Raw genomic sequence first — 21,656 nt, 5'->3', positions numbered from 1 at the left:
CCCCGGACACGCCCTTCGGGATGATGTCGGCGACCAAGGCGGTGACGGCCATGGTCGTCCACCTCCTCGACGAGCGCAACCTGCTCCGCATCGACGACCGGGTCTGCGAGTACATCCCGGAGTTCGGCGTCGAGTCGAAGCGCTGGATCACGATCCGGCATGTGCTCGCGCACCGCGCCGGCCTCCCGAGCCCGCCGCCGGACGCGATGGATCTCGACCTGCTCGCCGATCCGGATCGCGTGCTGGAGGTGCTGACCGCGATGCCGTTGAGCTCGCGCCCGGGGCGCCAGCTCGCGTACCACGCGATCACGGGCGGATTCATCCTGGGCGAGATCGTGCGGCGCGTGACCGGCGGCAGTATCCGTTCCGTGCACGACGACGCCATCCGCCGCCCGCTCGGCTTCCGCTGGATGCGCTACGGCATCGACCAGAGCGACCTCGGTCATGTCGCGACGAACTACTTCACCGGCTTTCCCGTATTGCCGCCGGTGTCCCTGATCCTCCGCCGCACGCTCGGGGTCGACTTCGAGCGCGCCGTCGAGCTCTCGAACGACCCGCGCTTCCTCTGCGGCATCCTCCCGGCCGCCAGCATGGTCGCGACGGCGGACGAGCTGTGCCGCTTCTACGAGATGCTGCTGCGGGGCGGCGAGCTGCGCGGCGTGCGCGTCATGGAGCCGCGCACCGTCCGCCGGGCGACCGGAGAGCAGAGCTACCTCGAGTTCGACTTCACGCTCGGCCTCCCGCTTCGCTACGGCGCGGGCTTCATGCTCGGCGGCGACTACCTGAGCTTCTACGGCCCCGACACCAGCCACGCGTTCGGTCATCTCGGACTCACCAACGTCGTCGCGTGGGCCGACCCGGAGCGCGAGGTGAGCTGCGCCTTCATGACCAGCGGGAAGCCGCTCTTCCACCCCGCCGTCCTCTGGATGTGGGAGATGTTCCGTCGGATCGGCGTCGCCTGTCCGAAGCTCCATCCGGGCGGCGTCCCGCACTGACGGCGACCCGCGCGAAGCTCGAGTCGGAGGGGCGCTCGTCGACCTCGGCGTGCGTGACGTGAACGCCGGTGCAGTACGAGGTCAGTCTTCTCGAAGCGCGAGCGCCTGCCGCGGACAGCGCGCGACCGCGGCCTCGACATTGGCGCGCTGCGACGCGGGCGGATGCTCTACGAGGACGCGGGCCTGATCGTCGTCGCCGACGGCGAAGATTTCGGGAGCGGCGCGTACGCAGACGGCGTTGCCCTCGCAGAGATCGTGATCGACGATGATGCGCATTGCTTCCTCCGACGTGACGTGGGGTCGTTCGCGCGAGAGTGCACCGAGCGCCACGCGCGGTCAACCAGCGGCGCATCACACCGCAACGCGGACGCTTGCTTGACAAGCGCGGCGCGCGCTTCGTAAAGCGCCGAGCCATGACGGATCACGATGCGCGCGCCGGCGGGCGGCTCGCAGGGAAGATCGCGCTCGTCACGGGCGCGGCGCGCGGACAGGGTGAGGCCGAAGCGCGCCTCTTCGCCGCCGAGGGCGCGAAGGTGGTGCTCGGCGACGTGCTCGACGACGACGGACGCCGCGTCGCCGCCGCCATCGGCGACGCGGCGCTCTACTGCCACCACGACGTCGGCAGCGAGGAGAGCTGGACGCGCTTCGTGGCCGCCGCGACGGAACGCTTCGGCCCGCCCGACGTGCTCGTGAACAACGCGGGCATCCTGCGGGTCGCGCCGATTGCGGCGATGTCGCTCGACGAGTACCGGCGGGTCATCGAGGTGAATCAGTTCGGGTGCTTCCTCGGAATGCGGGCCGTCATTCCGCCCATGGCGGCGAAGGGCGGCGGGGCGATCGTGAACATCGCGTCGACGGGCGGGCTCCAGGGCATCGCCGGGCTGTCCGCGTACGTGTCGAGCAAATTCGCGATCCGTGGCCTCACCAAGACGGCGGCGATCGAGCTCGGCTCGCTCAAGATCCGGGTGAACGTCATCTGTCCCGGCGCCGTCGATACCGCCATGGGCCGGGGCGACGACTTCGGGAGCGTCGACATACCCGACGTCTTCGCCGGCATCCCGATCCCGCGTATCGGCCGCCCGGACGAGGTGGCGCGCGCGGCGCTGTTCCTCGCGTCGGACGAAGCGTCCTACTGCACGGGCGCGGAGCTGCTCGTCGACGGCGGGATGCTGGCGGGACCGTCCTGGGGCCAGACGTGACCGGGCCGGCTTGCGTCGAAAAGTGAAACACGTGCTACTTCGCTGTCGATGGCGATGACGGGCGCACCGGCGGCGGACTCGGCGCCGCCGACCCACCTCGTGCAGGGGCGCGCGGTGCGCATCCCGGTGGTCGTCCGCGACGCGGTCGCGATGTCGGCGATGTTCCCGGTCCGCTCGGCCGACGTACGACGTCTCCTGCCGACCCCGCGGCTCCATCCCGCGGAGTGGCTGCCGGGATGGGCGATCTGCGTGCTCGCCGCGGTCGAGTACAAGGAGAACGACCTCGGCAGCTACAACGAGCTCGGCGTCAACTTCCTGGTGACCTACGGAGCGACGCGGCCGTGGCCGCTCCTCGGGCTGGTGGCGGCGTCGCGGCGGGGCACGCTCGGAGCCTACGTCCACCGCCTGCCGGTCACGACGAGCTTCTCGCGCGATGCGGGACGCGACATCTGGGGCTTCCCGAAGACCGTCGACGAGATCGCGTTCGAGGACGTCGGCGACCAGCGCGTGTGCCGGCTCGCGGCCGACGGCGCCCACGTGCTGACCCTCGCGATGCCTCGCGGCGGGACGCGGACGCTCGCCGAGATCCCGCAGGATGCGTACGCCTGGCGCGACGGAAGCCTCTTCAAGACCCCGTCGCGGATGCGCGCGGAGGGAGTCGGGTTCCGCCTCGGGGGCGCGACCGTGGCGCTCGGGACGCACCCGATGGCGGACGAGCTGCGGGCGCTCGGCTTCCCGCGGCGGGCCCTCGGCTGCACGTGGTTCGGCCACTGGCAAGCGGCCTTCGACGACGCGATCGTCCTCGAGAGGCGTCCGACGCCATGAAGTGCGCCGGCGACCCGTCCGATGACGGCGGCTTCGGGGCGGACGTTCCGGACGCGGCGCGCGCCTAAACGGATCACACCGCGCCCGGAGCGGGCGGCCACCCGTCATCGTCGAGGTGCGCGGTGCAGGCGAGGAGGCGTACGGTCCACGGCGGGCCCGTCTCGACCTCCGTGAGCGCGGTGTTGCCCCAGAGTGCCGGCGCCGTCGTGCCGGCGGCGAGGGCGAGGTGGCGCTCGACGAGGGCTCGGCAGACCAGTCCGTGGGTGACGACGACGACGTGGCCCTCGGTCGCCGCGGCGAGCCCCACCACGCGGCGCCAGGCTTCGGCGACGCGCGCGTAGAAGACGCTCCACGTCTCGCCGTTCGGAGGCGCGTATGCGGCGCCGAACGGGTCGACGCCGATCGCGTCGTACGGCATCCCGCGGATGTCGCCGAAGTCCCGCTCGCGCAGCAACGGATCCGCGACGAGCGGCGCGCCCGTCGCTGCGGCCACCGCCTCCGCGGTCTCGACCGCGCGCGCGAGATCGCTCGTCACGACACGCGCGATGCCGAGCGGCGTCATGCGGATCGCGAGCTGCGACGCCTGACGGCGGCCGCGCTCGGAGAGGGGGGTCGTCGGCCGTTGAAAGATTCGACGAGCGTTGAGCTCGGTCTCGCCGTGGCGCGCGACGTAGATGGCCATCGTGGGAGCGTAGCAATCGCGCGGGCGCTCGTCACGGTTGCCCCGCCGCGCGCGGGAGGGCGTCCCGGCCGCGTGCGTTCCGCTTCCCGTGGTAGCGGACGCGGCCGGGGCCCCGGAAGGTCAGTCGACCGGCGTCAGCTCGCCGGTATCGAGGTCGAGCTGGTAGTCCCGCTCGCTGCCGTCGTCCCGGACGACGTGGACGGAGGCGGTGGAGCCGCCGCCCTCCACCTCGATCTCCGCGGTCTCGAGCTCGAAGCTGTCGCTGGTGTCCTCGGCCTCCGCGGATCCCGAGAGGATGCGCCCGTCGCCGTCGACCGCCACGTCGTCGAGCGTCACCTGGAAGATCTCCGGGCCCTCGTTCGGACCGCGGACGGAGAGCGGGCCGCCGTCGAGGACGAAACCGCCGCCGGAACGCGCTTGAGCGCCGAGCGCGCCATCGAAGTCGACCAGGCGCTGATTCGCGAGGTCGGTGATGCGGAACTCGAACGTCACCGTCGCCGTCGGGAAGGCGATGGCGACTCCGATCTCGCCGTCGAACTGGAAGCCGCCGAGGCCGGGCTCGCTCACCTTGCACGCATCGAACGTCACGCGGACTCCGATGCCCTGTTGCGTCGTGGTCCGCGACCCGCCGTCCTCGCAGTCTTCGGTGGCCGCGGGTCGGACGGCGTCCGCGGACGAGATGCCGACGTTCGGAACCTCCTGCAAGCCCAGCGAGAGGAAGGCCACGAGAACGTCGGTCACCTGCGCCACGTCGGCGGTATCGTCGCCCCCTCCGGGACAATTCTCCGTGATGTCGATGTCGGCGGCTTTGCGGAGCACGTTCACCCCGTCGCTCACGGTCGCGCTGCCGCTGCCGTCGACGTCACAGCTCGCGGCCCGCGCGGAGCACGTCGACGACAGGCCGGCCGCGCTTCGCAGCACCTGCACGCCGTCGGTGACCGTCACGGCGCCGTTGCCGTCGGCGTCGCCGCAGGTCTGGGCGGAAGCGCTCGTCGCCAAGAACAGCGCGCTCGCGATCAGCGCCGCGATTCGTCCCGTGATCTTCATGAATCGACCCTCCCGAGAAGAGATGTCCCGCTGCACACGGGCGAGTTCGAGCTATAGTCGAGCCCTTCGATCGCAAACAAGTCCGGGCGCAATCCGTCGATGCGCTCAGCGCCGCGGGATCTTCGGATCCTTCCGGGGCTCCCTGTCAGAGCCCGCTCGCCATCTTGATCGGCCAGTTCGACGCGACGGTGCCGCCGTCCACCTCGAAGACCTTGCCGGTGATCCAGCTTCCCGCCGGCGCCGACAGGTAGAGCACGGCGAGCGCGATGTCCTCCGGCGTCCCGAGCCGCGCCATCGGCGTGAGATCGGTCATCTGCCTCCGCATCTCGGGCATGGCGTTCAGGAACATGCCGAGCGCCTCGGTCACCGTGGCGCCGACGGCGAGCGCGTTCACCCGGATCTTCGGCGCCCACTCGCAGGCGAGGAGGCGGGTCATGTGCGAGAGCGCCGCCTTCGCGGTGCCGTACGCGACGAACCCTGGGTCGACCATGTACGACATGGCGCTCGAGATGTTCACGATGGCGCCGCCGTTCTTCGCGAGGTGCGGCGCGCAGAGCTTGCTCAGCTGGAAGGCCGTGCCGACGTTGAAATGGAAGGCCGCTTCCAGATCCTGCAGGCTCAGGTGGAGCGCCGGGCTCGGCGCCGTGCCGCCCGCGTTGTTCACGAGGACGTCGATGCGGCCGAAGGCGTTCAGCGCCGCGTCGACGAGACGCGCGAGCTGGGCCGCGTCGTTGACGTCGGTCGCGAGGGCGAGCGCCTCGGCGCCGGTCTTGCGGATCTCGTGCGCCGCACGCTCGAGGCGGTCGGCCGTCCGGGCGGCGAGAACGACGTGGGCTCCGGCCTCGGCGAGGGCGAGCGCGCTGCCGTGGCCGATGCCGGCGCTCGCGCCGGTCACGATGGCGACCTTCCCGGTCATCGCGAAGCGATCGAGGATCATGGGCGCGCTCTCCTGGGGACCAGAGATGGAGCTCCGCTACGGAGTCGTGATGAGGCGGCGCCTCGCGGCGACGCCGTCGGTCTCGAGGCGCGTGACGAGGCAGCGGACGAAGGTGCGGCCGTCCTCGACCTGAACGGTCAGTCCAGCGCGCACGCGCCCGGCCCGCGCGGATCGCCGCAGCTGCCGCATCCGCCGCCCATTGCGGGTGCGGGGCTCGAGGTCGCGCTCGCGCTCCGGCCGATGGCCGCCACCGAGAGGACGCGCTGCAGATCGGTCGCGCGGCATTGCGGACAGGTCGGCACGTCGCTCCCGAGCACCAAGGTCTCGAACCCATGACGACACCCGCGACAGACGTATTCGTAGACCGGCACGTGGAACCCTCCGCGTGGCGACCATGCCGCGGCCAGGTCGGAAAGGCAACGGAGCGGGCGCCCATCCGGCGGCGCATCTCCACCGGTCTGCGGGCGGCGCGGCGCCGGATGGGCGCGTTCCTCATGTTGGCAAGGTCCGGGCGATCCCGCTAAAGACTCCCCGCCCCATGGAAGTCCTGCGCACCAACGTCGACACCAGGTCCGAGACCTATCGCCGGAACCGCGAGGGGTTCCTCGAGCAGATCAAGCTCCTGAACGAGCAGCTCGCCCTCGCGCGCGAGGGCGGCGGTCCGAAATATGTGAAGCGTCACCTGGAGCGCGGGAAGCTGATGGCGCGCGAGCGCATCGAGCTGCTGCTCGACCGCGACTCGCCGTTCCTCGAGATCGCACCGCTTTGCGCCTGGGACACCGAGTTCGCGCTCGGCGGCAGCGTCGTGTCGGGCATCGGCGTCGTGTCGGGCGTCGAGTGCGTCATCACGGCCAACGAGCCGACCATCAAGGGCGGGTCGATCAATCCCTACGGCGCGCTCAAGACCGGCCGCACCATGGAGATCTGCGCGCAGAACCGGATGCCGATCATCAACCTCACCGAGTCGGGCGGCGCCGACCTGCCGTTCCAGTCGACGATCTTCGTGCCGGGCGGCCGCGGCTTTCGTGAGCTCACCCGCCGCTCGCGCGAGCGCATCCCGACGATCTGCCTCGTCTTCGGCTCGTCGACCGCTGGTGGCGCCTACGTTCCCGGGATGTCCGACTACGTCGTCATGGTGAAGAACGGCGCGAAGGTGTTCCTCGGCGGACCGCCGCTCGTGAAGATGGCGATCCACGAGGACGTCGACGAGGAGACGCTCGGCGGTGCCGACATGCACAGCCGGGTCTCCGGAGTGTCCGACTACCTCGCGCAGGACGAGCGCGACGCCATCCGTCTCGGCCGGGAGATCGTGGCGCAGCTCAACTGGAAGAAGCTCGGCTGGTCGAAGCGCGTCCCCGTCGAGGAGCCGCTTTACGACCCCGACGAGATGCTCGGCCTGGCGAGCATCGACGTCCGGAAGCCGTTCGACGTGAAGGAGATCGTCGCCCGCATCGTCGACGGCTCGCGCTTCCACGAGTTCAAGCCGACCTACGGCACCACGCTCGTCACCGGGTACGCCCACGTCCACGGCTACCCGGTCGGCATCCTCGCCAACAACGGCATCCTCTTCTCCGAGTCGAGCGAGAAGGGCGCCCAGTTCATCCAGCTCTGCAATTCGACCAACACGCCCATCATCTTCCTCCAGAACATCACGGGCTTCATGGTCGGCAGCCGCTACGAGCAGGGCGGCATCATCAAGGACGGCGCCAAGCTCATCAACGCGGTGTCGAACTCGACGGTCCCGCACCTCACGATCATGGTGGGTGCCAGCTACGGCGCCGGGAACTACGGCATGGCCGGCCGGGCCTACGATCCGCGTTTCGTCTTCAGCTGGCCGAACCACCGGATTGCGGTCATGGGCCCCGAGCAGCTGGCCGGCGTCCTCTCGATCGTCCGTCGCCAGGCCGCCGAGCGCGCCGGGCAGCCCTTCGACGAGCAGGAGGACGCCATGATCAGGCAGATGGTGCAGGGGCAGATCGAAAAGGAGAGCTACGCCTTCTTCGCGACCGCGCGGATGTGGGACGACGGCATCATCGACCCTCGCGACACGCGAACCGTGCTCGGCATCACGCTCTCGGCGGTCCACAACGACGCCATCGAAGGAGCGACCGGGTACGGCGTGTTCCGGATGTAGCGACCGCCCGGACGTTTGCGCGCCGGGCGGAGCTCCCACCGGTGGACCCAGCTACGCGGAGCGATGCGCCGATGAGGATGCGTCGCGACTCCTCCGCCGTGGAGGCCGCTGCGTCCCGTCCATGGCATCGCCCGCCCCCGGCGAGGGTCGCTTGGGATCGCTTGGGATCGTTGACCGCCGCCCCGCCCCGAGGGCACAATCCGGCGCCCCTGGAAGGGCTCCCCCATGCCGGCCGCACGTCCGACTTCCGCCTCCCGAGGGCGCGCCGCGTGACCGTCCGGCGCCGCGCCGAGGAGAAGTTCCGACGGAGCGAGGAAGGGTTCCGGCGCGCCTTCGAGCACGCGCCGCTCGGGATCCTCCTGCTCGATGGCCAGGGCCGGATCGAGCGGGCGAACCGCGCCGTCTGCGCGATGCTGGGATACAGCGAGGAGGAGCTTCTCGGGCGGGTCGTGACGGAGCTCATCCATCCCGAGGACCGGCCGGCGAGCGAGCGCATGCGGGCGCGCGTAGTCGGGGGCGAGGTCGACGATGTCAGGGTGGAGCGGCGCGCGCTCAGCCGAGACGGCCGGGTGCTCTCGCTCGAGGTGCGGAGCAGCGTGCAGCGCCACGCGGATGGGAGCGTCGAGATCATCATCACGCAGGTGGTCGACGTCACCGCCCAGCGCGAGCGCGAGGCGGCGCTGCGCGACAGCCAGACCCGCTTGCAGACGATCTTCGACGAAGCGCCGATCGGCATGGCGCTGATCGCGCCGGGGGGCGAGCTGCTCCAGGTGAACCGCGCGCTCGCGCGGATGCTCGGACGCTCGGTTGCGGCGCTCGCGCGGCTCACGGCCCCCGACATCGTGCACCCCGACGACCTCCCCGGGACGCGCGCTCGCGTCGAGGCGGCGCTCGCGGGCGGGGAGGGAACGATCCAGGGCGAGTCGCGCTACGTCCGGCCCGACGGATCCCTGGTCTGGGGCACCTATCAGAGCTGCCTCGTCCACGACTCGGATGGCAGGCCGCGTTACTTCGTCTCCCAGGTCGTCGACGTCACTGAGCGGAAGCTCGCCGAGAACGCGCTGCGCGACAGCGAGGCGCGCTATCGCGGCCTGGTCGAGCTTTCCCAGGACCTGATCGTGCGGATGGATCTCGCCGGCAACCTCACCTTCGTGAACGATGCCTGGTGCGCGAAGTTCGGTCGCGGGCGCGCGGAGGCGCTCGGCCAGAGCGTCCTGCCGCGCATCCTGCCGAGCGACCAGGCGCGCACGGCCGAAGCGCTGCGGGCCCTCGCCCGGCCGCCCCACCGGCTCCGGACCGAGATCCGGCAGGAGACGGTCGAGGGCCTGCGCTGGATGGAGTGGGAGGGCTGCGGCATCTTCGCCGAGGACGGCACGGTGATCGAGCTTCAGGGCATCGGCCGCGACGTCACCCAAGCTCACGAAGCGGAGGAGGGCCTGCGCGTCAGCGAGGCCCGCTATCGCAGCCTCGTCGAGTCGCAGGGGGCGGTCGTGCTGCGCCTCGATCTCGATCACCGCATTACGTTCGTGAACGACTACGGTTGGCGCCTGATCGGACTGCCGCGCGAGGCCATGCTCGGACGCGACGTCCTGGAGTGGGTCGACGCGGAGGACCGCGAGGCCGTGCGCGCCACGCTCGCACGCGAGCTCGAGCCGCCACACCGCGCCTGCATGGAGTGCCGGATTCCCATCGGCGGCGAGGTCCGTTGGTTCCAATGGGAAGGGATGCTGATCTTCGACGAGCGCGGCGCGCCGATCGAGCTGCAGTCGGTCGGCTTCGACGTGACGGAGCGGCGGGCGGCCGCGGATGCGCTGCGGTCGTCGCTCGAGGAGCTCCGGCAGAGCCAGGAGAAGCTGCGGCTCCTCGCGCAGCGCCAGGCCGCCGTCCGCGAGGAGGAGCGCAAGCGGGTCGGTTTCGACCTCCACGACGGGGTATGCCAGGAGCTCATCGGCGTCGCGATCATGGTCGAGTCGGTGCGGAGCCGACACGCGGCCGCGCTCGGCGCCGCGGCGAGCGACCTGCGCCGCGTCGCCGCCTACCTGAACGAGGTCGTGGAGCACCTGCGGATTCTCGCCGGCGAGCTCCGGCCGATGCTGCTGCACGACCTCGGCCTCGAGGGCAGTCTGCGCTCGCTGGCGCTCGGCCTCGGCGGCGACGGAACGAAGGTCGAGGCCGTCTTCCGCACGGCGGTGCCCCGGCTGGACGAGGCGACCGAGGTGGCCATCTACCGGATCGCCCAGGAGGCCCTGGCGAACGCGCTCCGCCACGCCCACGCCCGCACGGTCGAGCTCGAGGTCGCGGCCGTCGCCGACCGGCTCCGGCTGACCGTTCGCGACGACGGCCGCGGCTTCGAGCCGGACCACTGCCGGAGCGCCGCGCTCGGGCTTCTCAGCATGGAGGAGCGCGCGCTCGCGCTCGGCGGCCGGCTGGAGGTGCGGTCGACGCCGGGACGCGGAACCGTCGTGAGCCTCGAGTGTCCGCTCGGCGCGCCCGCGGCGGCGGACCGCGGCTGACCGCGGCCAGTTGACTCGCCGGCGGCCGCGGAGCGTAGTCGCCGGCATACCCGAGGAGGTACGGATGATTCGACGGATCGTGGGGGTGCTGGGCGCATGCATCGTGCTGACGGGGGCGTTCGCGCACGAGGCCGACGCGCTCAGCCGCGAGCGGTGGACGAACGCGCAGCCCTACGGGTTCTTCTTCAACGACTACGGACCGAACTTCTACACCGGCTTCGCGCCGCGGGAGCAGGACCGGCGCCGGATCAAGGTGCACCTCGGGCGCGGGAACCAGCTGCGCCTGCGCGTCGTGCTCTCCGACGAAGCGATCGACGCCTACATCGCCGACCAGGTGGCGCGCCACGACCTCTACAAGGAGCTCATCGACACGGGCGTCATCCAGCTCACGACGAACAAGGCCTGGGAGCGCTACGACGAGCGATTCGCCGCCGAGGGCTTCGCCGCGCTCGCGGCGAAGCGGGTGGCACTGCCCCCCGCGGAGTGGCGGGAGCTCAACCTGCGGACGCTCCAGAAGCTCATGCCCGAGCGCGTGTACCACGTCCGCAAGGACTTCCATCGCATGCTCGACGACTGGAAAACGCGGCTCGCCGCGGGAAGTCCGCCGGCGACGCTCGAGGCGAAGCTCGACGCCGTGAACGACCTCTTTCCGCACCGCATGTTCGTGACCGACCTCGACGCCGGCGAGGACGCGGCGGTGAGCGAGCTCGCGACGCTCGCGCGGGGCGGGGACGCGACGGCGTTTCGCGCCAAGGCCGAAGCGCTCTTCCATGAGCTGACCGAGCGCATCTATCCGGTCGCGAACGGCACCCTCGACTACTGGGAACTCACGGCGATCTACGCCGCCGGCACGCACGACGGTCTCACCACCTACGCCGGCCACCAGATCCCGGAGATCACCACGCCGGGCGTGTGGCCGCTGATTCCGCGCCGGCACGGCAAGGGCTTTCTCGGGATGGTCGATTACATCTCGTCCGAGGGCTACTACGGACTCAAGCCGATGCTGCCCTACGAGTACGGCGGCGGCATCGCCTACAACGCGATCCACAACACCGGCATCAGCAACTGGATCGCCGGCCATGCGATCCTGCCGAAGGAGTGGAGCAAGCTCGCCGACGGCAGCCGCGACGGCAAGCCGTATCGGCGGGTCGCCCTGACGAGCCGGGGTCCCGTGTCGCACGGCTGCACGCGCCTCAACGACGGCCATCTGGCGGAGTTCCGCGAGATGCTCCCGTCGACCTCCGACGGCATGGAAGGCATCCTCACGTATCGCAACGTGTCCCAGTGCTACGACGTCTTCGATCCGAAGGGCGATGGCGAGGACCGCGTCATGGGCGTCCAGTACTACATCGCCTTCCGCCACACCGACTCGCGCGTCATGGAGCAGATCTGGGCCCAGAACGACCGGCAGAGCTTCTACGAGTGGCTCTACGGTCCGGAGATGATCTACGGACCGCTGAACGAGGTCGTCATCAAGGAGGCCTGCGACGGCAGGTTCGTCGGCCGCAAGGCGCGCGTGGGCAAGACGTACGAGGGCCTCAAGGTCTACGAAGCGCCCTACGAGCCCGAGACGGTCCAGATGTACACGATCAAGGGCGTCGACGCGTTCTCGCGGGCGGGCATGGACTTCAATCGCGAGCTCCGCCGCGTCGGGTACGGCTATACGATCGACCGGAAGCTGCTGCGCCTCGACTGAGCCGCTACACGCAGACTCCTAGCGGACGCCGACGTTCACGAGGAGGAGGCCGGGGTCGGCGCGCTTGCCGCCGCTCGTCACCTCGGCGATCCGCACCGCGAGGTCGCCCCCGCCGATGCCGGCGCCCGGCTCGGCCGTGAAGCGGCAGAAGACGTCGAGGGGGAAGGGGAGCGCCTGCGCGCTCGCCACCAGAAGGCGGAGCTCACCGTCGCCGCGATCGTTGGCGACCACCAGGAGGCCGGTCCCGGCGTTGCACTCGGCCGGCCGGTCCTTCGTCCCGAAGGAGCCGACCGCGCGCGGATAGCCGACCCGGATGTCGAACCCTTCGAGGGCCGTGCGGCCGGTCACGCGAAACACGACGACGCTGCTCCCGTGCGCGGGAGCCCGCCCGTCCGTCGTGGGCCCGCTCGGAGCCGCACCGCCGTCGGCGGCGTCCTCGGCCGCCGGTGCGCCTCCCTGCGGCGCGACGAACGGAGCGGGCGCGGTCCGCTCGGGCGTGCGGTACGCGCGCGGCGCGGCGAGCACGGCCGTCGCGGCCGCCGCCGGCGCAAGCGGGGCGGCCGGGGCGGCATCGGCGGCGGGCGCGGCCATCGGCTCGCGCCTGGCGGCGACGGCGCGCGTCGGGGACGGGCTCGGGGCCGCGGCGCTCGGCGTCGCCGGCCGCATTGCCGTGGCGCCGGTCGTCGGGCTTGCCGCCGCCGCCGAGGACGGCGGGCTCGGAAGGGGCGTCGCCGACGCGGCCGGGCTCGGGGCCGCGGCGCCGGCGGGCCGGACGAGGCCGCAGAGGAGGAGGACCAGACCGAGCCGGCGTCGCGACATCATGGTGGCACGAAGTTTCGACGGCGTGCCGTCGCGCGTCAAGCGCCCGCGGAGCGGATCCTAGACTCCGGACGAGCCGCGTGGCACTGGTCGCCCGACCGATCGTCGCGACGAGGAGGCCCCACATGAGCACGACCGAGCAGGAGTCACGGCAAGTCGCCGAGCAGGCGCGGGAGACCGAGTGGGCAGGGCGCACGTTCCTGCGCGAGCTCTTCCTCGGTAAGCTCTCGCTGCCGCTCATCCACCCGTTCCCGCTGGATGCCGCCACGGAGCGGCCGGAGTTCACGCGCTTCTATCAGCAGATGGAGACCTTCCTGCGCGAGCAGGTCGACAGCGCGGCGATCGACCAGACGGGTGAGTACCCCGAGCACGTCATCGACGGCCTCCGCAAGCTCGGCGCCTTCGGCATGAAGATCCCCACCGAGTACGGCGGCCTCGGCTTCAGCGTCGCGGAATACTGTAAGGTGATGCAGCTGATCGGCTCGGTCGACAACAACGTGAGCGCGCTGCTCTCGGCGCACCAGTCGATCGGCGTGCCGCAGCCGCTCAAGCTCTTCGGCACGCCGGAGCAGAAGAAGAAATTCCTGCCGCGCTGCGCGGCGGGCGCGATCTCCGCCTTCGCGCTCACCGAGCCGCACGTGGGCTCCGATCCGGCCAGCCTGTCGACGACGGCGCGCCGCGAGGGCGACGATTTCGTCCTGGACGGCGAAAAGCTCTGGTGCACCGACGGCACGCTCGCCGAGCTGCTGGTCGTCATGGCGCGCGATCCGCAGACGAAGAAGATCAGCGCCTTCGTGGTCGAGACCGACTCGCCGGGCGTGAAGGTCGAGTACCGGTGCCGTTTCATGGGCCTGAAGGCGCTCGCCAACGGCGTCATCAGCTTCCGCGACGTGCGCGTGCCGCGCGAGAACCTGATCGGCGAGGAAGGGAAGGGGCTCCGCATCGCGCTCACGACCCTCAACACGGGCCGGCTCACGTTGCCGGCGTGCTGCGCGGGGATCGCGAAGCAGTGCCTCAAGATCGTGCGGGGCTGGGCCAACGCCCGCCAGCAGTGGGGCCTCCCGATCTGGAAGCACGAGGCGGTGGGGCACATCATCGCCGACATGGCCGCGACGACCTTCGCGATGGACTCGGTCTGGATGCTCGCGGCGGCCATGGCCGACCGCGGAGGCTACGACATCCGCCTCGAGGCCGCGGCGGCCAAGGAGTGGAACACGGTGCGCTGCTGGGAGATCGTCGACAAGACGTTGCAGCTGCGCGGCGGACGCGGGTACGAGACGGAAAGCTCCCTCCAGGGCCGCGGCGAGCACCCGATTCCCGTCGAACGGATGATGCGGGATTGCCGCATCAATCTCATCTTCGAGGGGTCGAGCGAGATCATGCACCTGTTCATGGCGCGCGAGGCGGTCGACAAGCACCTGGAGGTCGCCGGCGCCATGATCGATCCAAAGAACGGGACGCGCGAGAAGGCGGCCGCGATGCCCGGCATCCTCCGCTTCTACGCCGGGTGGTACCCGCCGCTCTGGCTGCGGGGCATCGGCGGCGGCTCGACCGACGTGCTCGGCTGGGGAACGCTCGGACCGCACCTGCGGTTCGTCGAGCGCAGCGCGCGAAAGCTCGCGCGCGAGAGCTTCCACGGTATGGCGGTCTATCAGGCCAAGATGGAGCGCAAGCAGGGGTTCCTTTTCCGGGCGGTCGACGTCGTGATGGAGCTCTTCGCGATGTCGGCGACGCTCTCGCGGGCGCGCCGCATGTACGACGAGCACCATCCCGAAGCCGAGCAGGCGCTCGAGCTGGCGGATCTCTTCTGCCGGAGCTCGCGGCGCAAGGTGAACCGGCTCTTCCGCGAGCTCTGGAGCAACGACGACGCGGTGAAGAACAAGGTCGCGGCGAACCTCGTGGGCGGCAAGCACGCGTGGCTCGAAGCCGGGGTGGGCGACTTGGGGCTCACCGAAGCGGCGTTCCAGACGCGCTCCCTCGTGGCGCTCCGCGAGCGTCTCGCGGGAGGCGCGACGGCGGGCGCCGCCGGCTGATCCGGGCGCGCGCGGGCGTGGCGCGACGCGCGGGCGCGCTTCCGGTATAGAGCGGGCGGCGCATGGCGGGGCGGACGGGACGAAGAGGGCGACGCGCGCGGGGGCGTGCCATGGCCGCGGCGCGCCGGGGGTGGCTGTGCCTCGCCGTGGAGGTCGTGGCGCTCGGCGGCGTCGCGCTCGCGGCCGCGGTCGCGTGCCTCGGGCTGGGAGCGGACCGCTTCGCCGGCGTCGGGCTCTGGGCGAGCCTGCTGCCGTTCGCCGCCGTCGCCGTCGGATTCGGCCTCGCGCTGGCCCTCGCCCTGCGCGGGTGGGTCGGCATGCGCGGGTGGGTCGCGCGCCGCGCGCCGCTCGGGCCCGCGGTCATCGCGGCGGCGCTCGCGTGCGGCGCCTCCTGGTACGCGACCCGGCCCGCGTTCCAGCGCGATCTCCTGCGCCTTCGGGCCGCGATCGGCGGGAGCGCGGAGGCGGAGCGCATGGCGATCGCACACCAGGTGTTCGCGGCATATCGCCGCGCCGACCGCCGCGCCCTCGCGCGCATGCTCGAGCGCGCTCGCCCGTACGAGCCGGTCGTGCACGAGGCCGCCGCGGCCTTCGACGTGGACCCCGAGGTGCTGATGGGAGTCGGAGCGGCCGAATCGTCGTTCCTGCCGCGCGACAGCGCCGACGGAGGCCGCGGCCTCTTCCAGATCACCGCGCCGCCCACCGAGGCAGTCGCGGCGGTGGGGCGGCGTCTCGGCGTCGCGACCCCCGACCCCGGCGATCCGCGCCAGAACGCCTGGCTCGCGGCCGCGACCCTCGCGCGCTACCTCGCCGACATGCGCGGCGACCTCTTCCTCGGTCTCCTCGCCTACAACATCGGTCCCCACAACGGCGGCCTGCGCTCCGTCATGGCCCAGTACGGGGCTCGCGACTTCGTCACCATCCAGCCCTACCTCCAGCTCCTGCCACGCGACTATCCGGTGCGCGTGCTCTCGGCCGCGCTCGCCTACCGGTTGTCCCGCACGGAGCGCACGCTGCCCGCCTACGAGGTCGGTGACAACGCCGTGCGCATCCAGCGGGTCGGCGTCCCGGGTTTGTGACGCCGCGGATTTTCTCTTGTCCCACAAAGACATCTCTGTAGAATCTCGTGCGGCGTCTCACTCGTCTGACCGGAGGTCCCCCCATGATGATCCGCTCACGCGCCGCCACGCTCGCGGTGGCTTTGATCTGCGTCCTCGGATACGGCGCGTCCGCCCCGTCCCTCGCGTCCGCCGCCTGTGGCGACGGCGTGCTCGACGCCGGCGAGGCCTGCGACGACGGCAACCCGCTCGACGGCGACTGCTGCTCTTCCACGTGCCAGTGGGAAGCCCCGGGCAGCGCGTGCGCCGACGACGGGGAACGCTGTACTCGCGACGTCTGCGACGGCACGGGCGCGTGCGTGCACGACGCGTCACCGCTGACGACGTGTCTCGTGGCACCGAGAGGCAAGCTCCAGATCCTCAACGACGCGGACGACGCGAAGGACAAGCTGATCCTCCAGATGCAGAACGCGCCCGGGCTCACGCCCGCCGATTTCGGCGACCCGACGTCGAGCGACGGCTATCGCGCCTGCATCTTCGGCCCGCAGACGCTCCTCATGTCGGCGGAGATCGCGCCGGGCGGCACCTGCGACGGGAAGCCCTGCTGGGCGGAGACGACGGGCGGCTACACCTACAAGGACAAGCGGGGGACCCGTGACGGGATCACGCTACTCGCCCTCAAGGCGAGCGCCAAGCCGAAGACCAAGATCAACGCGAAGGGGCTGGGCGCGCACCTCGCGGACGCGCCCTTGCCGTTCCCGGCGCCGGTGATGGCGCAGATCGTCAACGGGACGACCGGCCAATGCTTCGAGACCTACTTCCTCGAGCCGACGGCGGTGAAGCGGAACACGGCGACGGACTATGACGCCAAGGCCGCGGCGCCCGGCTTCGAGATCCCCGGCATCGCCGACGTGATCCGGCAGGACGACCTCGCTCCGGGAACACCGTCGCCGAACGGCGAGACGCCGCGCGGAGCGGAGCCGGGCCCGGACGCGACGAAGGTCTACGTAGAGTCGATCACATCCAATGGCAACGGGTGTGCGGACGGGTCGATCGTCACCTCGCTCACCCCCGATCGGTCCGGGTTCACGCTTCTCATGGACGGGCTCGTCGCGTCGAAGGGCCCCGGCGTTCCGTTGACCGAAGCCGCCAGGACCTGCCAGGTGAACCTGAACCTCAAGCTGCCTCAGGGATGGCAGTACAGCATCGGCACGGTCGACCACCGCGGAAGGGTCGCCATTCCCAAGAAGATGAAGGCGACGCAGCGGGCGACCTACTATTTCGAGGGTGACGGGGAACTGGCCTCCGCCGACACGACCTTCGTCGGGCCCCTCGACAAGCAGTACCTGATTCGCGACACGCTGCCCTTCAGCAGCGTGTCGTGGTCGTCCTGCGAGAACGTACGACCCCTCACGATCACGACCGAGCTGCAGCTCAGGGGCGGCGCCGATCTCGGCCAGATCAGCGCCGATACGCTCGACGGCAAGATCGCGTTCGTGCTCGGTCTGCGTTGGCGCCGGTGCCCGTGAGCGGCGCCGGCGCGGCGTGTCCGTCTACGACTCGAACTGCACCGTGATGCCCCACTCGGTCGCGAGCCATCCGAGCAGGGACGACTCGTGGCGGTCGATCACGTCGGGGAGCGCGGCGTCCAGCACGGTTCCGTAGATGAGCTCGCGCGCCTCGGGGCGGATCACGCCCGAGAGGAACGTCTTCAGCGCGGCCTCGTCCGCGAAACGCTCGTCCGTCTCGTCGACGAGGGCGTGATACTTCTCCTCACCGAAGGCGGCGGCGATGCGCGCGACGTGCGTCGCCTCGTCGTCGGACACCGCGCCGTCGCTCGCGACCACCGTTTCGATCAATGCCACCAGCGCAACGCATTCGTCATGGGAGAGTTCGGCGAGATCCATCGTTGGTCACTCCTGGTAGTAGCGCGCCTCGAGAACGTTGCCGTCGAGGTCGCGGAAGTAGAAGGCCTCGGGAGCGAGGCCGCGCGCGCCGAAGGTCTGCTGCATGACCGTGCCGATCGGGACCCCGCGGGCCTCGAGGCGGGTACGAAGGACCGCGTAGTCGCTCCGCGACATGGCGAGGCAGACATGGTTCACCGGATGGCCGGCGCTGCCGGCGGCGCCGGCCATGCCGTCCACGGCCGGCGCCGCGCTCCGCGCCATCAGGTCGAGGATCGTTTTCGCTGACACGCGAACGCTCGGAAACGGCGCGCGTCCGGCGCGGAACTCCTCCACCCGGACGGGCGTGAGGCCGACGACGTGCTCGTAGAAGTCCACGGCGCGCAACGGATCGTCGGTCCAGAGGACGACGTGGTCGAGGGTCGGCGGCATGGGTCGCAGCTTCGCGCGGGGGGCGGCGCTTGTCCAGCATTCGCGGGATGATCGGAGGCCTTCCTTGCGGTAGAGTGGACGCCGATGACGGAGGTGCTGCTGCTGATCCTCGCGGTGGCGTTCTTCGCGCGGCGCGGCCGCGGCAAGGGCGGGGCACCCGACCGCTGGCCCGCGGTCCTCGCCAGCGCCGAGCGCGCCGGCATCATCACGGAGTCGCAACGCGCCGCGCTCCTCGCCCACGCCGCGACCACGGCAGCGGCCGAGCCGCAGCGCCTCGGCGGCGTGGCCTGGCTCGGGGTCCTCGCCGGACTCTTCGTGGTGGCCGGCGTCTCGCTCCTGATCGCGCGCAACTGGGAGGCCATCGGCGCGCCCGTACGCGTGGCCGGGTTCCTCGCGCTGTTGGCGGCGGCCGGCGAAGCCGCGATCCGTCTGCGCGGCCGCACGGCGGCGGTGAGCGCCCCGCTCGAGATCGTATGGTTCTTCCTGCCGCTCCTCGGGATCGGGCTCTACGGGCAGACGTTCCAGCTGTCGGGCGACCCGATCCAGCCGTTCCTCGTCTGGCTCATGCTCGGGCTGCCGCTCGCCTGGCTGAGCGAGCGCCCCGTCGTCGCGATCCTCCACGTGTTCGCGCTCACGGCCGTCCTCTTCGTCGGAAACTACGTCCTGGAGCCCGTCGCGTTCGCGTTCAGCAGCGCCACGACGCCGGCACTGCCGAGCCCGCTCGCGATCACCGGCGACGCGGCCCGACCACTCGCCTGGGTGCTTTCCGGCGTGATCCTCGTGCTCGTCGCCGTGGAGAGCCTGCGGCGGCTGCCGCGCGACCACCGCCATCACTTCGTCGGGATCTGGGTGGCGTGGACGTTCTGCCTCCTCGTCACCGCAACCCCGTTCCGCTTGCACCACGAAGGGTGGCTCGTCTTCGGGGCGCTCGCGCTGGTGACCCTTTGGGTCGCGGTGATGAGCGCGCTCGACACGAGCTTCGAGGAGCGGGCGGCGAGCATCGGCGTCTGGCTCACCATGCTCTACGGGCTGACCTTCACCTGGCACTTGAACGAGGCCGCCTCGGGCACGACGACGAGGCTCGGCCTCGTCGTGGCATGCGGTGCCGCGCTGGTCGCCGCGGCGACGGTGCTGCTGTCACCTGCGACGCGGCTCAGCCCACATCGCGGGTGGGCCTTCGGGGCGAAAGCGATGACGATCACGCCGCTCGTGGTCGCGACGGCGTACCTCGGGGACGACGCGACGCACGTGTGGCTCGCGGGCGGCGTCATGAATGTGCTGCTCGTCGCCATCGCCGTTGGGCTCATGTGGCACGGCTCGCTCGTGCACGAGGCGGCGCAGGTGAATCTCGGCGTGCTGGTGTTGATCGCGGTCCTCGTGACGCGCTTTCTCGACGTCTTCGGCAACATGTTCCGGAGCGGCCTCGGCTTCATCGTCGCCGGCTGCCTGCTGGCAGCGCTCGCCTGGGCGCTCGAGCGGACGCGGCGCCGACTGCTCGCCACCCCGTCCGGAGGGCTCGCGTGACGGGCTGGCTCCGCATCGCCCTGGCGCTGCAGTTGGCCTTCTTCGCGGCCTGGGGAGCGCGGCTCCTGACGTCGCATCGCAACGTGGAGACCGTGTGGCTCGCGACCGAACCCGTGGATCCGCGCGATCTCCTGAGCGGGCATTTCGTCGCCTTGCGCTACGCGATTGCCGACGCGGCAAACGCGGACGCCTGCAAGGTCCCGCCCGAGGCACGCGGCCGGACTCCCGTCTGGGTCCGGCTCGCGCCGAGCGGCGAATCGATCCCGACCGCTGCCGGGCCGGTGATCCCATCCGGGGCGGTCGGCTGCCGCCTGGATCCCCCGGATCGTGGAGAAGGCGGTCGTTGGATCATGGGGCGTCTCGACGCGGACGGCCGGGTGATCTACGGGATCGAGCGCATGTACCTCCCGGAGGACGACCCGCGCCGCGAGGCCCGCAGCGGCAGCGTGGTGGCCCAGGTGGGGTTGAACGAGCGGTTCGAGCCCCGACTGATAGACCTCGTACCAAAGGCGCCGCAGCCGACGAAGGCGCCGTGACGGCGCGCCATGCTTGTGGGGCGCTTCTGCTCGTGGCGACCGCTCTCGCGCTCGGCTGTCGCCCCGCCGCTCGCCCCGCCACGGGCGCGGCCGGCGCTGCGGCCCCGGTCGAGCTCGCGACCCTGGCGGGGACTTCGTGGGTGCTCGCCGCGTGGCGCGAGGGCGAACCGGCCGCGCCGACGCCGCAGGTGTCGCTGCGCTACGCGGCGGGAAGCTTCCGGGGGCGGAGCGCCTGCAACCGCTACAGCGCTCCGGTCGAACAACGTCCCGGCCGCGGCGCCATCGCGGTCGGAGCGATCACGGTGACGCGCATGATGTGCCCCGAACCGGGCGCCGGGATCGAGCGGCGCTTCCTCGCCACGCTCGGCGGCGCGAAGGCGCTCGAGCGGCGTGACGGACGTCTCCACATCGTGACCGTCGGCGCCGACGGGCGTCCGTCCACCCTCATCTTCACCGCCGAGACGACGACGCACTGACGCCGCGAGCCGCGCCCAACCGGGGTCAGGGTTTGGCGACGCAGAGCAGCGCCTTGATGGTGACCCGACAGCTCGCGAGACTGCCCACCCGATCGACGCCCACCGGCGCGCTCGCGGGATCGGTCGTGATCCGGACGAGCAGGGCGGGCGCGAACGGCTCCGTCAGCGTCAGGCGCTCGAAGCGTAGATCGAAGCGCATCCGTCCCGGCTTCGCCCGCAGCGGATCGAAACGCGCGGTCGCCTGACCGTCTTCCGCCTTGCAGATGATGCGCCCACTCCGGAGCGCCGAGCATTGTGCCGGGGCGAACGTGAACTGGCGATCGAGGGCGAGGGTATCGACGACCTGGACCTCGACCCCGAGGAGGGGGTCGAAGGGCGCGTCGGGAGCGAGCGCGATCTCCCCCTTGGCGAGGATCTCGCCCTTGGTCGGCTTGCCGCCGCGGATGCGGGCCCGACGCACGAAGACGTCGGCGTCGACGTCGTCACAGTCGTTGCGGAGGCCGTCGCCGTCGGCATCGGGGGCGCCGCCGCAATCGCCGAGCGTCGGCTGCGGGCTCGGCGTCAGGACGGCCGTCGCGGTCGCCCCCGGCGTTGAGGTCGCGGTGACGAGCGGCGTCGGTGGCGGGCTCGGCGTGGCGGTCGGGGTCGGGATCGGCGTGCCCGTGGCCGTACTCGTCGGAACGCTCGTCGGCGTGCCGGTCGCGGTCGGCGACGCAACGGGCGTCGCGGTGGCTGACACGGTCGCGGTCGGAACCGGGGTTGCGGTCGGCGACACGGTCACGGTCACGGTCGCGGTCGTCGTGGCGGTCGGGGTCGGAGTCGCCGTGCGGGTCGCGGTCGTCGTGG

At 71.2% G+C, this 21,656-nt stretch carries 21 protein-coding genes; 12 read left to right on the top strand and 9 right to left on the bottom strand.

The window, feature by feature from the left end; all coding sequences use genetic code 11:
- On the top strand, positions 1-995 hold a 995-nt coding region (locus IT293_06815; GenBank protein ID MCC6764358.1), incomplete at its 5' end, for a beta-lactamase family protein.
- Between the two features lie 81 nt (positions 996-1,076).
- Here the strand turns inward: IT293_06815 and IT293_06810 are convergent.
- On the bottom strand, positions 1,077-1,271 hold the full coding sequence (locus IT293_06810) for a ferredoxin (protein MCC6764357.1): 195 nt from the start codon (positions 1,269-1,271) through the stop codon (positions 1,077-1,079).
- Positions 1,272-1,408: 137 nt separating this feature from the next.
- Between IT293_06810 and IT293_06805 the strand changes: the two genes are divergently transcribed.
- The gene (locus tag IT293_06805) at positions 1,409-2,194 is read left to right on the top strand and encodes a glucose 1-dehydrogenase (protein MCC6764356.1); all 786 of its coding nucleotides are present in this window, start codon (positions 1,409-1,411) and stop codon (positions 2,192-2,194) included.
- 54 nt (positions 2,195-2,248) lie between these two features.
- Positions 2,249-3,019 (top strand): acetoacetate decarboxylase family protein, encoded by a 771-nt coding sequence (locus IT293_06800; GenBank protein MCC6764355.1) that lies wholly within the window; start codon positions 2,249-2,251, stop codon positions 3,017-3,019.
- A gap of 73 nt (positions 3,020-3,092) precedes the next feature.
- Here the strand turns inward: IT293_06800 and IT293_06795 are convergent, their stop codons facing one another.
- From IT293_06795 to IT293_06780, 4 genes are all read right to left on the bottom strand, one after another.
- Positions 3,093-3,701 carry a histidine phosphatase family protein gene (locus IT293_06795; GenBank protein MCC6764354.1) on the bottom strand — a complete coding sequence of 203 codons (609 nt, stop codon included), beginning with the start codon at positions 3,699-3,701 and terminating at the stop codon, positions 3,093-3,095.
- Positions 3,702-3,821: 120 nt separating this feature from the next.
- Positions 3,822-4,748 (bottom strand): hypothetical protein, encoded by a 927-nt coding sequence (locus IT293_06790; GenBank protein MCC6764353.1) that lies wholly within the window; start codon positions 4,746-4,748, stop codon positions 3,822-3,824.
- A gap of 145 nt (positions 4,749-4,893) precedes the next feature.
- A complete protein-coding gene (locus IT293_06785) occupies positions 4,894-5,685 on the bottom strand; it encodes a glucose 1-dehydrogenase (GenBank protein MCC6764352.1) in 792 nt (263 codons plus the stop codon).
- 137 nt (positions 5,686-5,822) lie between these two features.
- Positions 5,823-6,056 carry a zinc ribbon domain-containing protein gene (locus tag IT293_06780; protein ID MCC6764351.1) on the bottom strand — a complete coding sequence of 78 codons (234 nt, stop codon included), beginning with the start codon at positions 6,054-6,056 and terminating at the stop codon, positions 5,823-5,825.
- A gap of 167 nt (positions 6,057-6,223) precedes the next feature.
- On the opposite strand from IT293_06780, the gene IT293_06775 reads away from it, so the two are divergent.
- From IT293_06775 to IT293_06765, 3 genes are all read left to right on the top strand, one after another.
- Positions 6,224-7,819 carry an acyl-CoA carboxylase subunit beta gene (locus IT293_06775; protein ID MCC6764350.1) on the top strand — a complete coding sequence of 532 codons (1,596 nt, stop codon included), beginning with the start codon at positions 6,224-6,226 and terminating at the stop codon, positions 7,817-7,819.
- Between the two features lie 269 nt (positions 7,820-8,088).
- Positions 8,089-10,332: a PAS domain S-box protein gene (locus tag IT293_06770; GenBank protein ID MCC6764349.1), complete on the top strand. Its 2,244-nt coding sequence runs from the start codon at positions 8,089-8,091 to the stop codon at positions 10,330-10,332.
- 64 nt (positions 10,333-10,396) lie between these two features.
- Entirely contained in the window at positions 10,397-12,028 is a 1,632-nt protein-coding gene (locus IT293_06765; GenBank protein MCC6764348.1) for a hypothetical protein, read from the top strand.
- Positions 12,029-12,046: 18 nt separating this feature from the next.
- On the opposite strand, the gene IT293_06760 is transcribed toward IT293_06765, so the two are convergent.
- Positions 12,047-12,850, bottom strand: coding sequence for a hypothetical protein (locus tag IT293_06760; GenBank protein ID MCC6764347.1), 804 nt, complete (start codon positions 12,848-12,850; stop codon positions 12,047-12,049).
- Between the two features lie 122 nt (positions 12,851-12,972).
- On the opposite strand from IT293_06760, the gene IT293_06755 reads away from it, so the two are divergent.
- From IT293_06755 to IT293_06745, 3 genes are all read left to right on the top strand, one after another.
- Positions 12,973-14,880, top strand: a complete 1,908-nt coding sequence (locus tag IT293_06755) for an acyl-CoA dehydrogenase family protein (GenBank protein ID MCC6764346.1) — start codon at positions 12,973-12,975, stop codon at positions 14,878-14,880.
- 62 nt (positions 14,881-14,942) lie between these two features.
- Positions 14,943-15,959: a transglycosylase SLT domain-containing protein gene (locus IT293_06750; GenBank protein ID MCC6764345.1), complete on the top strand. Its 1,017-nt coding sequence runs from the start codon at positions 14,943-14,945 to the stop codon at positions 15,957-15,959.
- 83 nt (positions 15,960-16,042) lie between these two features.
- Positions 16,043-17,467, top strand: a complete 1,425-nt coding sequence (locus IT293_06745) for a DUF4360 domain-containing protein (GenBank protein ID MCC6764344.1) — start codon at positions 16,043-16,045, stop codon at positions 17,465-17,467.
- A 24-nt stretch (positions 17,468-17,491) separates the two neighbouring features.
- Here IT293_06745 and IT293_06740 read toward each other — a convergent pair whose 3' ends face one another.
- Both IT293_06740 and IT293_06735 read right to left on the bottom strand, forming a co-directional pair.
- Complete coding sequence (locus tag IT293_06740) at positions 17,492-17,845, bottom strand: hypothetical protein (protein MCC6764343.1); 354 nt, start codon at positions 17,843-17,845, stop codon at positions 17,492-17,494.
- A 6-nt stretch (positions 17,846-17,851) separates the two neighbouring features.
- Positions 17,852-18,274, bottom strand: coding sequence for a VOC family protein (locus tag IT293_06735; protein MCC6764342.1), 423 nt, complete (start codon positions 18,272-18,274; stop codon positions 17,852-17,854).
- Between the two features lie 84 nt (positions 18,275-18,358).
- Between IT293_06735 and IT293_06730 the strand changes: the two genes are divergently transcribed.
- Genes IT293_06730 through IT293_06720 form a run of 3 tightly spaced genes read left to right on the top strand, consistent with a single transcriptional unit; the run spans position 18,359 to position 20,810 of the window.
- On the top strand, positions 18,359-19,798 hold the full coding sequence (locus tag IT293_06730) for a DUF2157 domain-containing protein (GenBank protein MCC6764341.1): 1,440 nt from the start codon (positions 18,359-18,361) through the stop codon (positions 19,796-19,798).
- Positions 19,795-20,334 carry a GDYXXLXY domain-containing protein gene (locus IT293_06725; GenBank protein ID MCC6764340.1) on the top strand — a complete coding sequence of 180 codons (540 nt, stop codon included), beginning with the start codon at positions 19,795-19,797 and terminating at the stop codon, positions 20,332-20,334. Before IT293_06730 ends, IT293_06725 begins: the two co-directional genes overlap by 4 nt.
- Before the next feature lie 32 nt (positions 20,335-20,366).
- Complete coding sequence (locus IT293_06720) at positions 20,367-20,810, top strand: META domain-containing protein (GenBank protein MCC6764339.1); 444 nt, start codon at positions 20,367-20,369, stop codon at positions 20,808-20,810.
- Between the two features lie 25 nt (positions 20,811-20,835).
- Here the strand turns inward: IT293_06720 and IT293_06715 are convergent.
- Positions 20,836-21,656, bottom strand: an 821-nt coding sequence (locus IT293_06715) for a hypothetical protein (GenBank protein MCC6764338.1), incomplete at its 5' end; no start/stop codon positions are given.

The sequence above is a fragment of the Deltaproteobacteria bacterium genome (genome assembly GCA_020848745.1).
In the GTDB taxonomy this organism is placed as follows: domain Bacteria; phylum Desulfobacterota; class Binatia; order UTPRO1; family UTPRO1; genus UTPRO1.
Note: the sequence above shows the minus strand (reverse complement) of the source record. Positions and strands in the feature narration are given on the sequence as shown.

Coding starts and splice junctions, on each gene's coding strand:
- IT293_06785 (MCC6764352.1), bottom strand. CDS start 5,685: ATGATCCTCGATCGCTTCGCGATGACCGGGAAGGTCGCCATCGTGACC.
- IT293_06800 (MCC6764355.1), top strand. CDS start 2,249: ATGACGGGCGCACCGGCGGCGGACTCGGCGCCGCCGACCCACCTCGTG.
- IT293_06750 (MCC6764345.1), top strand. CDS start 14,943: ATGGCGGGGCGGACGGGACGAAGAGGGCGACGCGCGCGGGGGCGTGCC.
- IT293_06795 (MCC6764354.1), bottom strand. CDS start 3,701: ATGGCCATCTACGTCGCGCGCCACGGCGAGACCGAGCTCAACGCTCGT.
- IT293_06755 (MCC6764346.1), top strand. CDS start 12,973: ATGAGCACGACCGAGCAGGAGTCACGGCAAGTCGCCGAGCAGGCGCGG.
- IT293_06805 (MCC6764356.1), top strand. CDS start 1,409: ATGACGGATCACGATGCGCGCGCCGGCGGGCGGCTCGCAGGGAAGATC.
- IT293_06735 (MCC6764342.1), bottom strand. CDS start 18,274: ATGCCGCCGACCCTCGACCACGTCGTCCTCTGGACCGACGATCCGTTG.
- IT293_06765 (MCC6764348.1), top strand. CDS start 10,397: ATGATTCGACGGATCGTGGGGGTGCTGGGCGCATGCATCGTGCTGACG.
- IT293_06810 (MCC6764357.1), bottom strand. CDS start 1,271: ATGCGCATCATCGTCGATCACGATCTCTGCGAGGGCAACGCCGTCTGC.
- IT293_06740 (MCC6764343.1), bottom strand. CDS start 17,845: ATGGATCTCGCCGAACTCTCCCATGACGAATGCGTTGCGCTGGTGGCA.
- IT293_06790 (MCC6764353.1), bottom strand. CDS start 4,748: ATGAAGATCACGGGACGAATCGCGGCGCTGATCGCGAGCGCGCTGTTC.
- IT293_06760 (MCC6764347.1), bottom strand. CDS start 12,850: ATGATGTCGCGACGCCGGCTCGGTCTGGTCCTCCTCCTCTGCGGCCTC.
- IT293_06775 (MCC6764350.1), top strand. CDS start 6,224: ATGGAAGTCCTGCGCACCAACGTCGACACCAGGTCCGAGACCTATCGC.
- IT293_06745 (MCC6764344.1), top strand. CDS start 16,043: ATGATGATCCGCTCACGCGCCGCCACGCTCGCGGTGGCTTTGATCTGC.
- IT293_06730 (MCC6764341.1), top strand. CDS start 18,359: ATGACGGAGGTGCTGCTGCTGATCCTCGCGGTGGCGTTCTTCGCGCGG.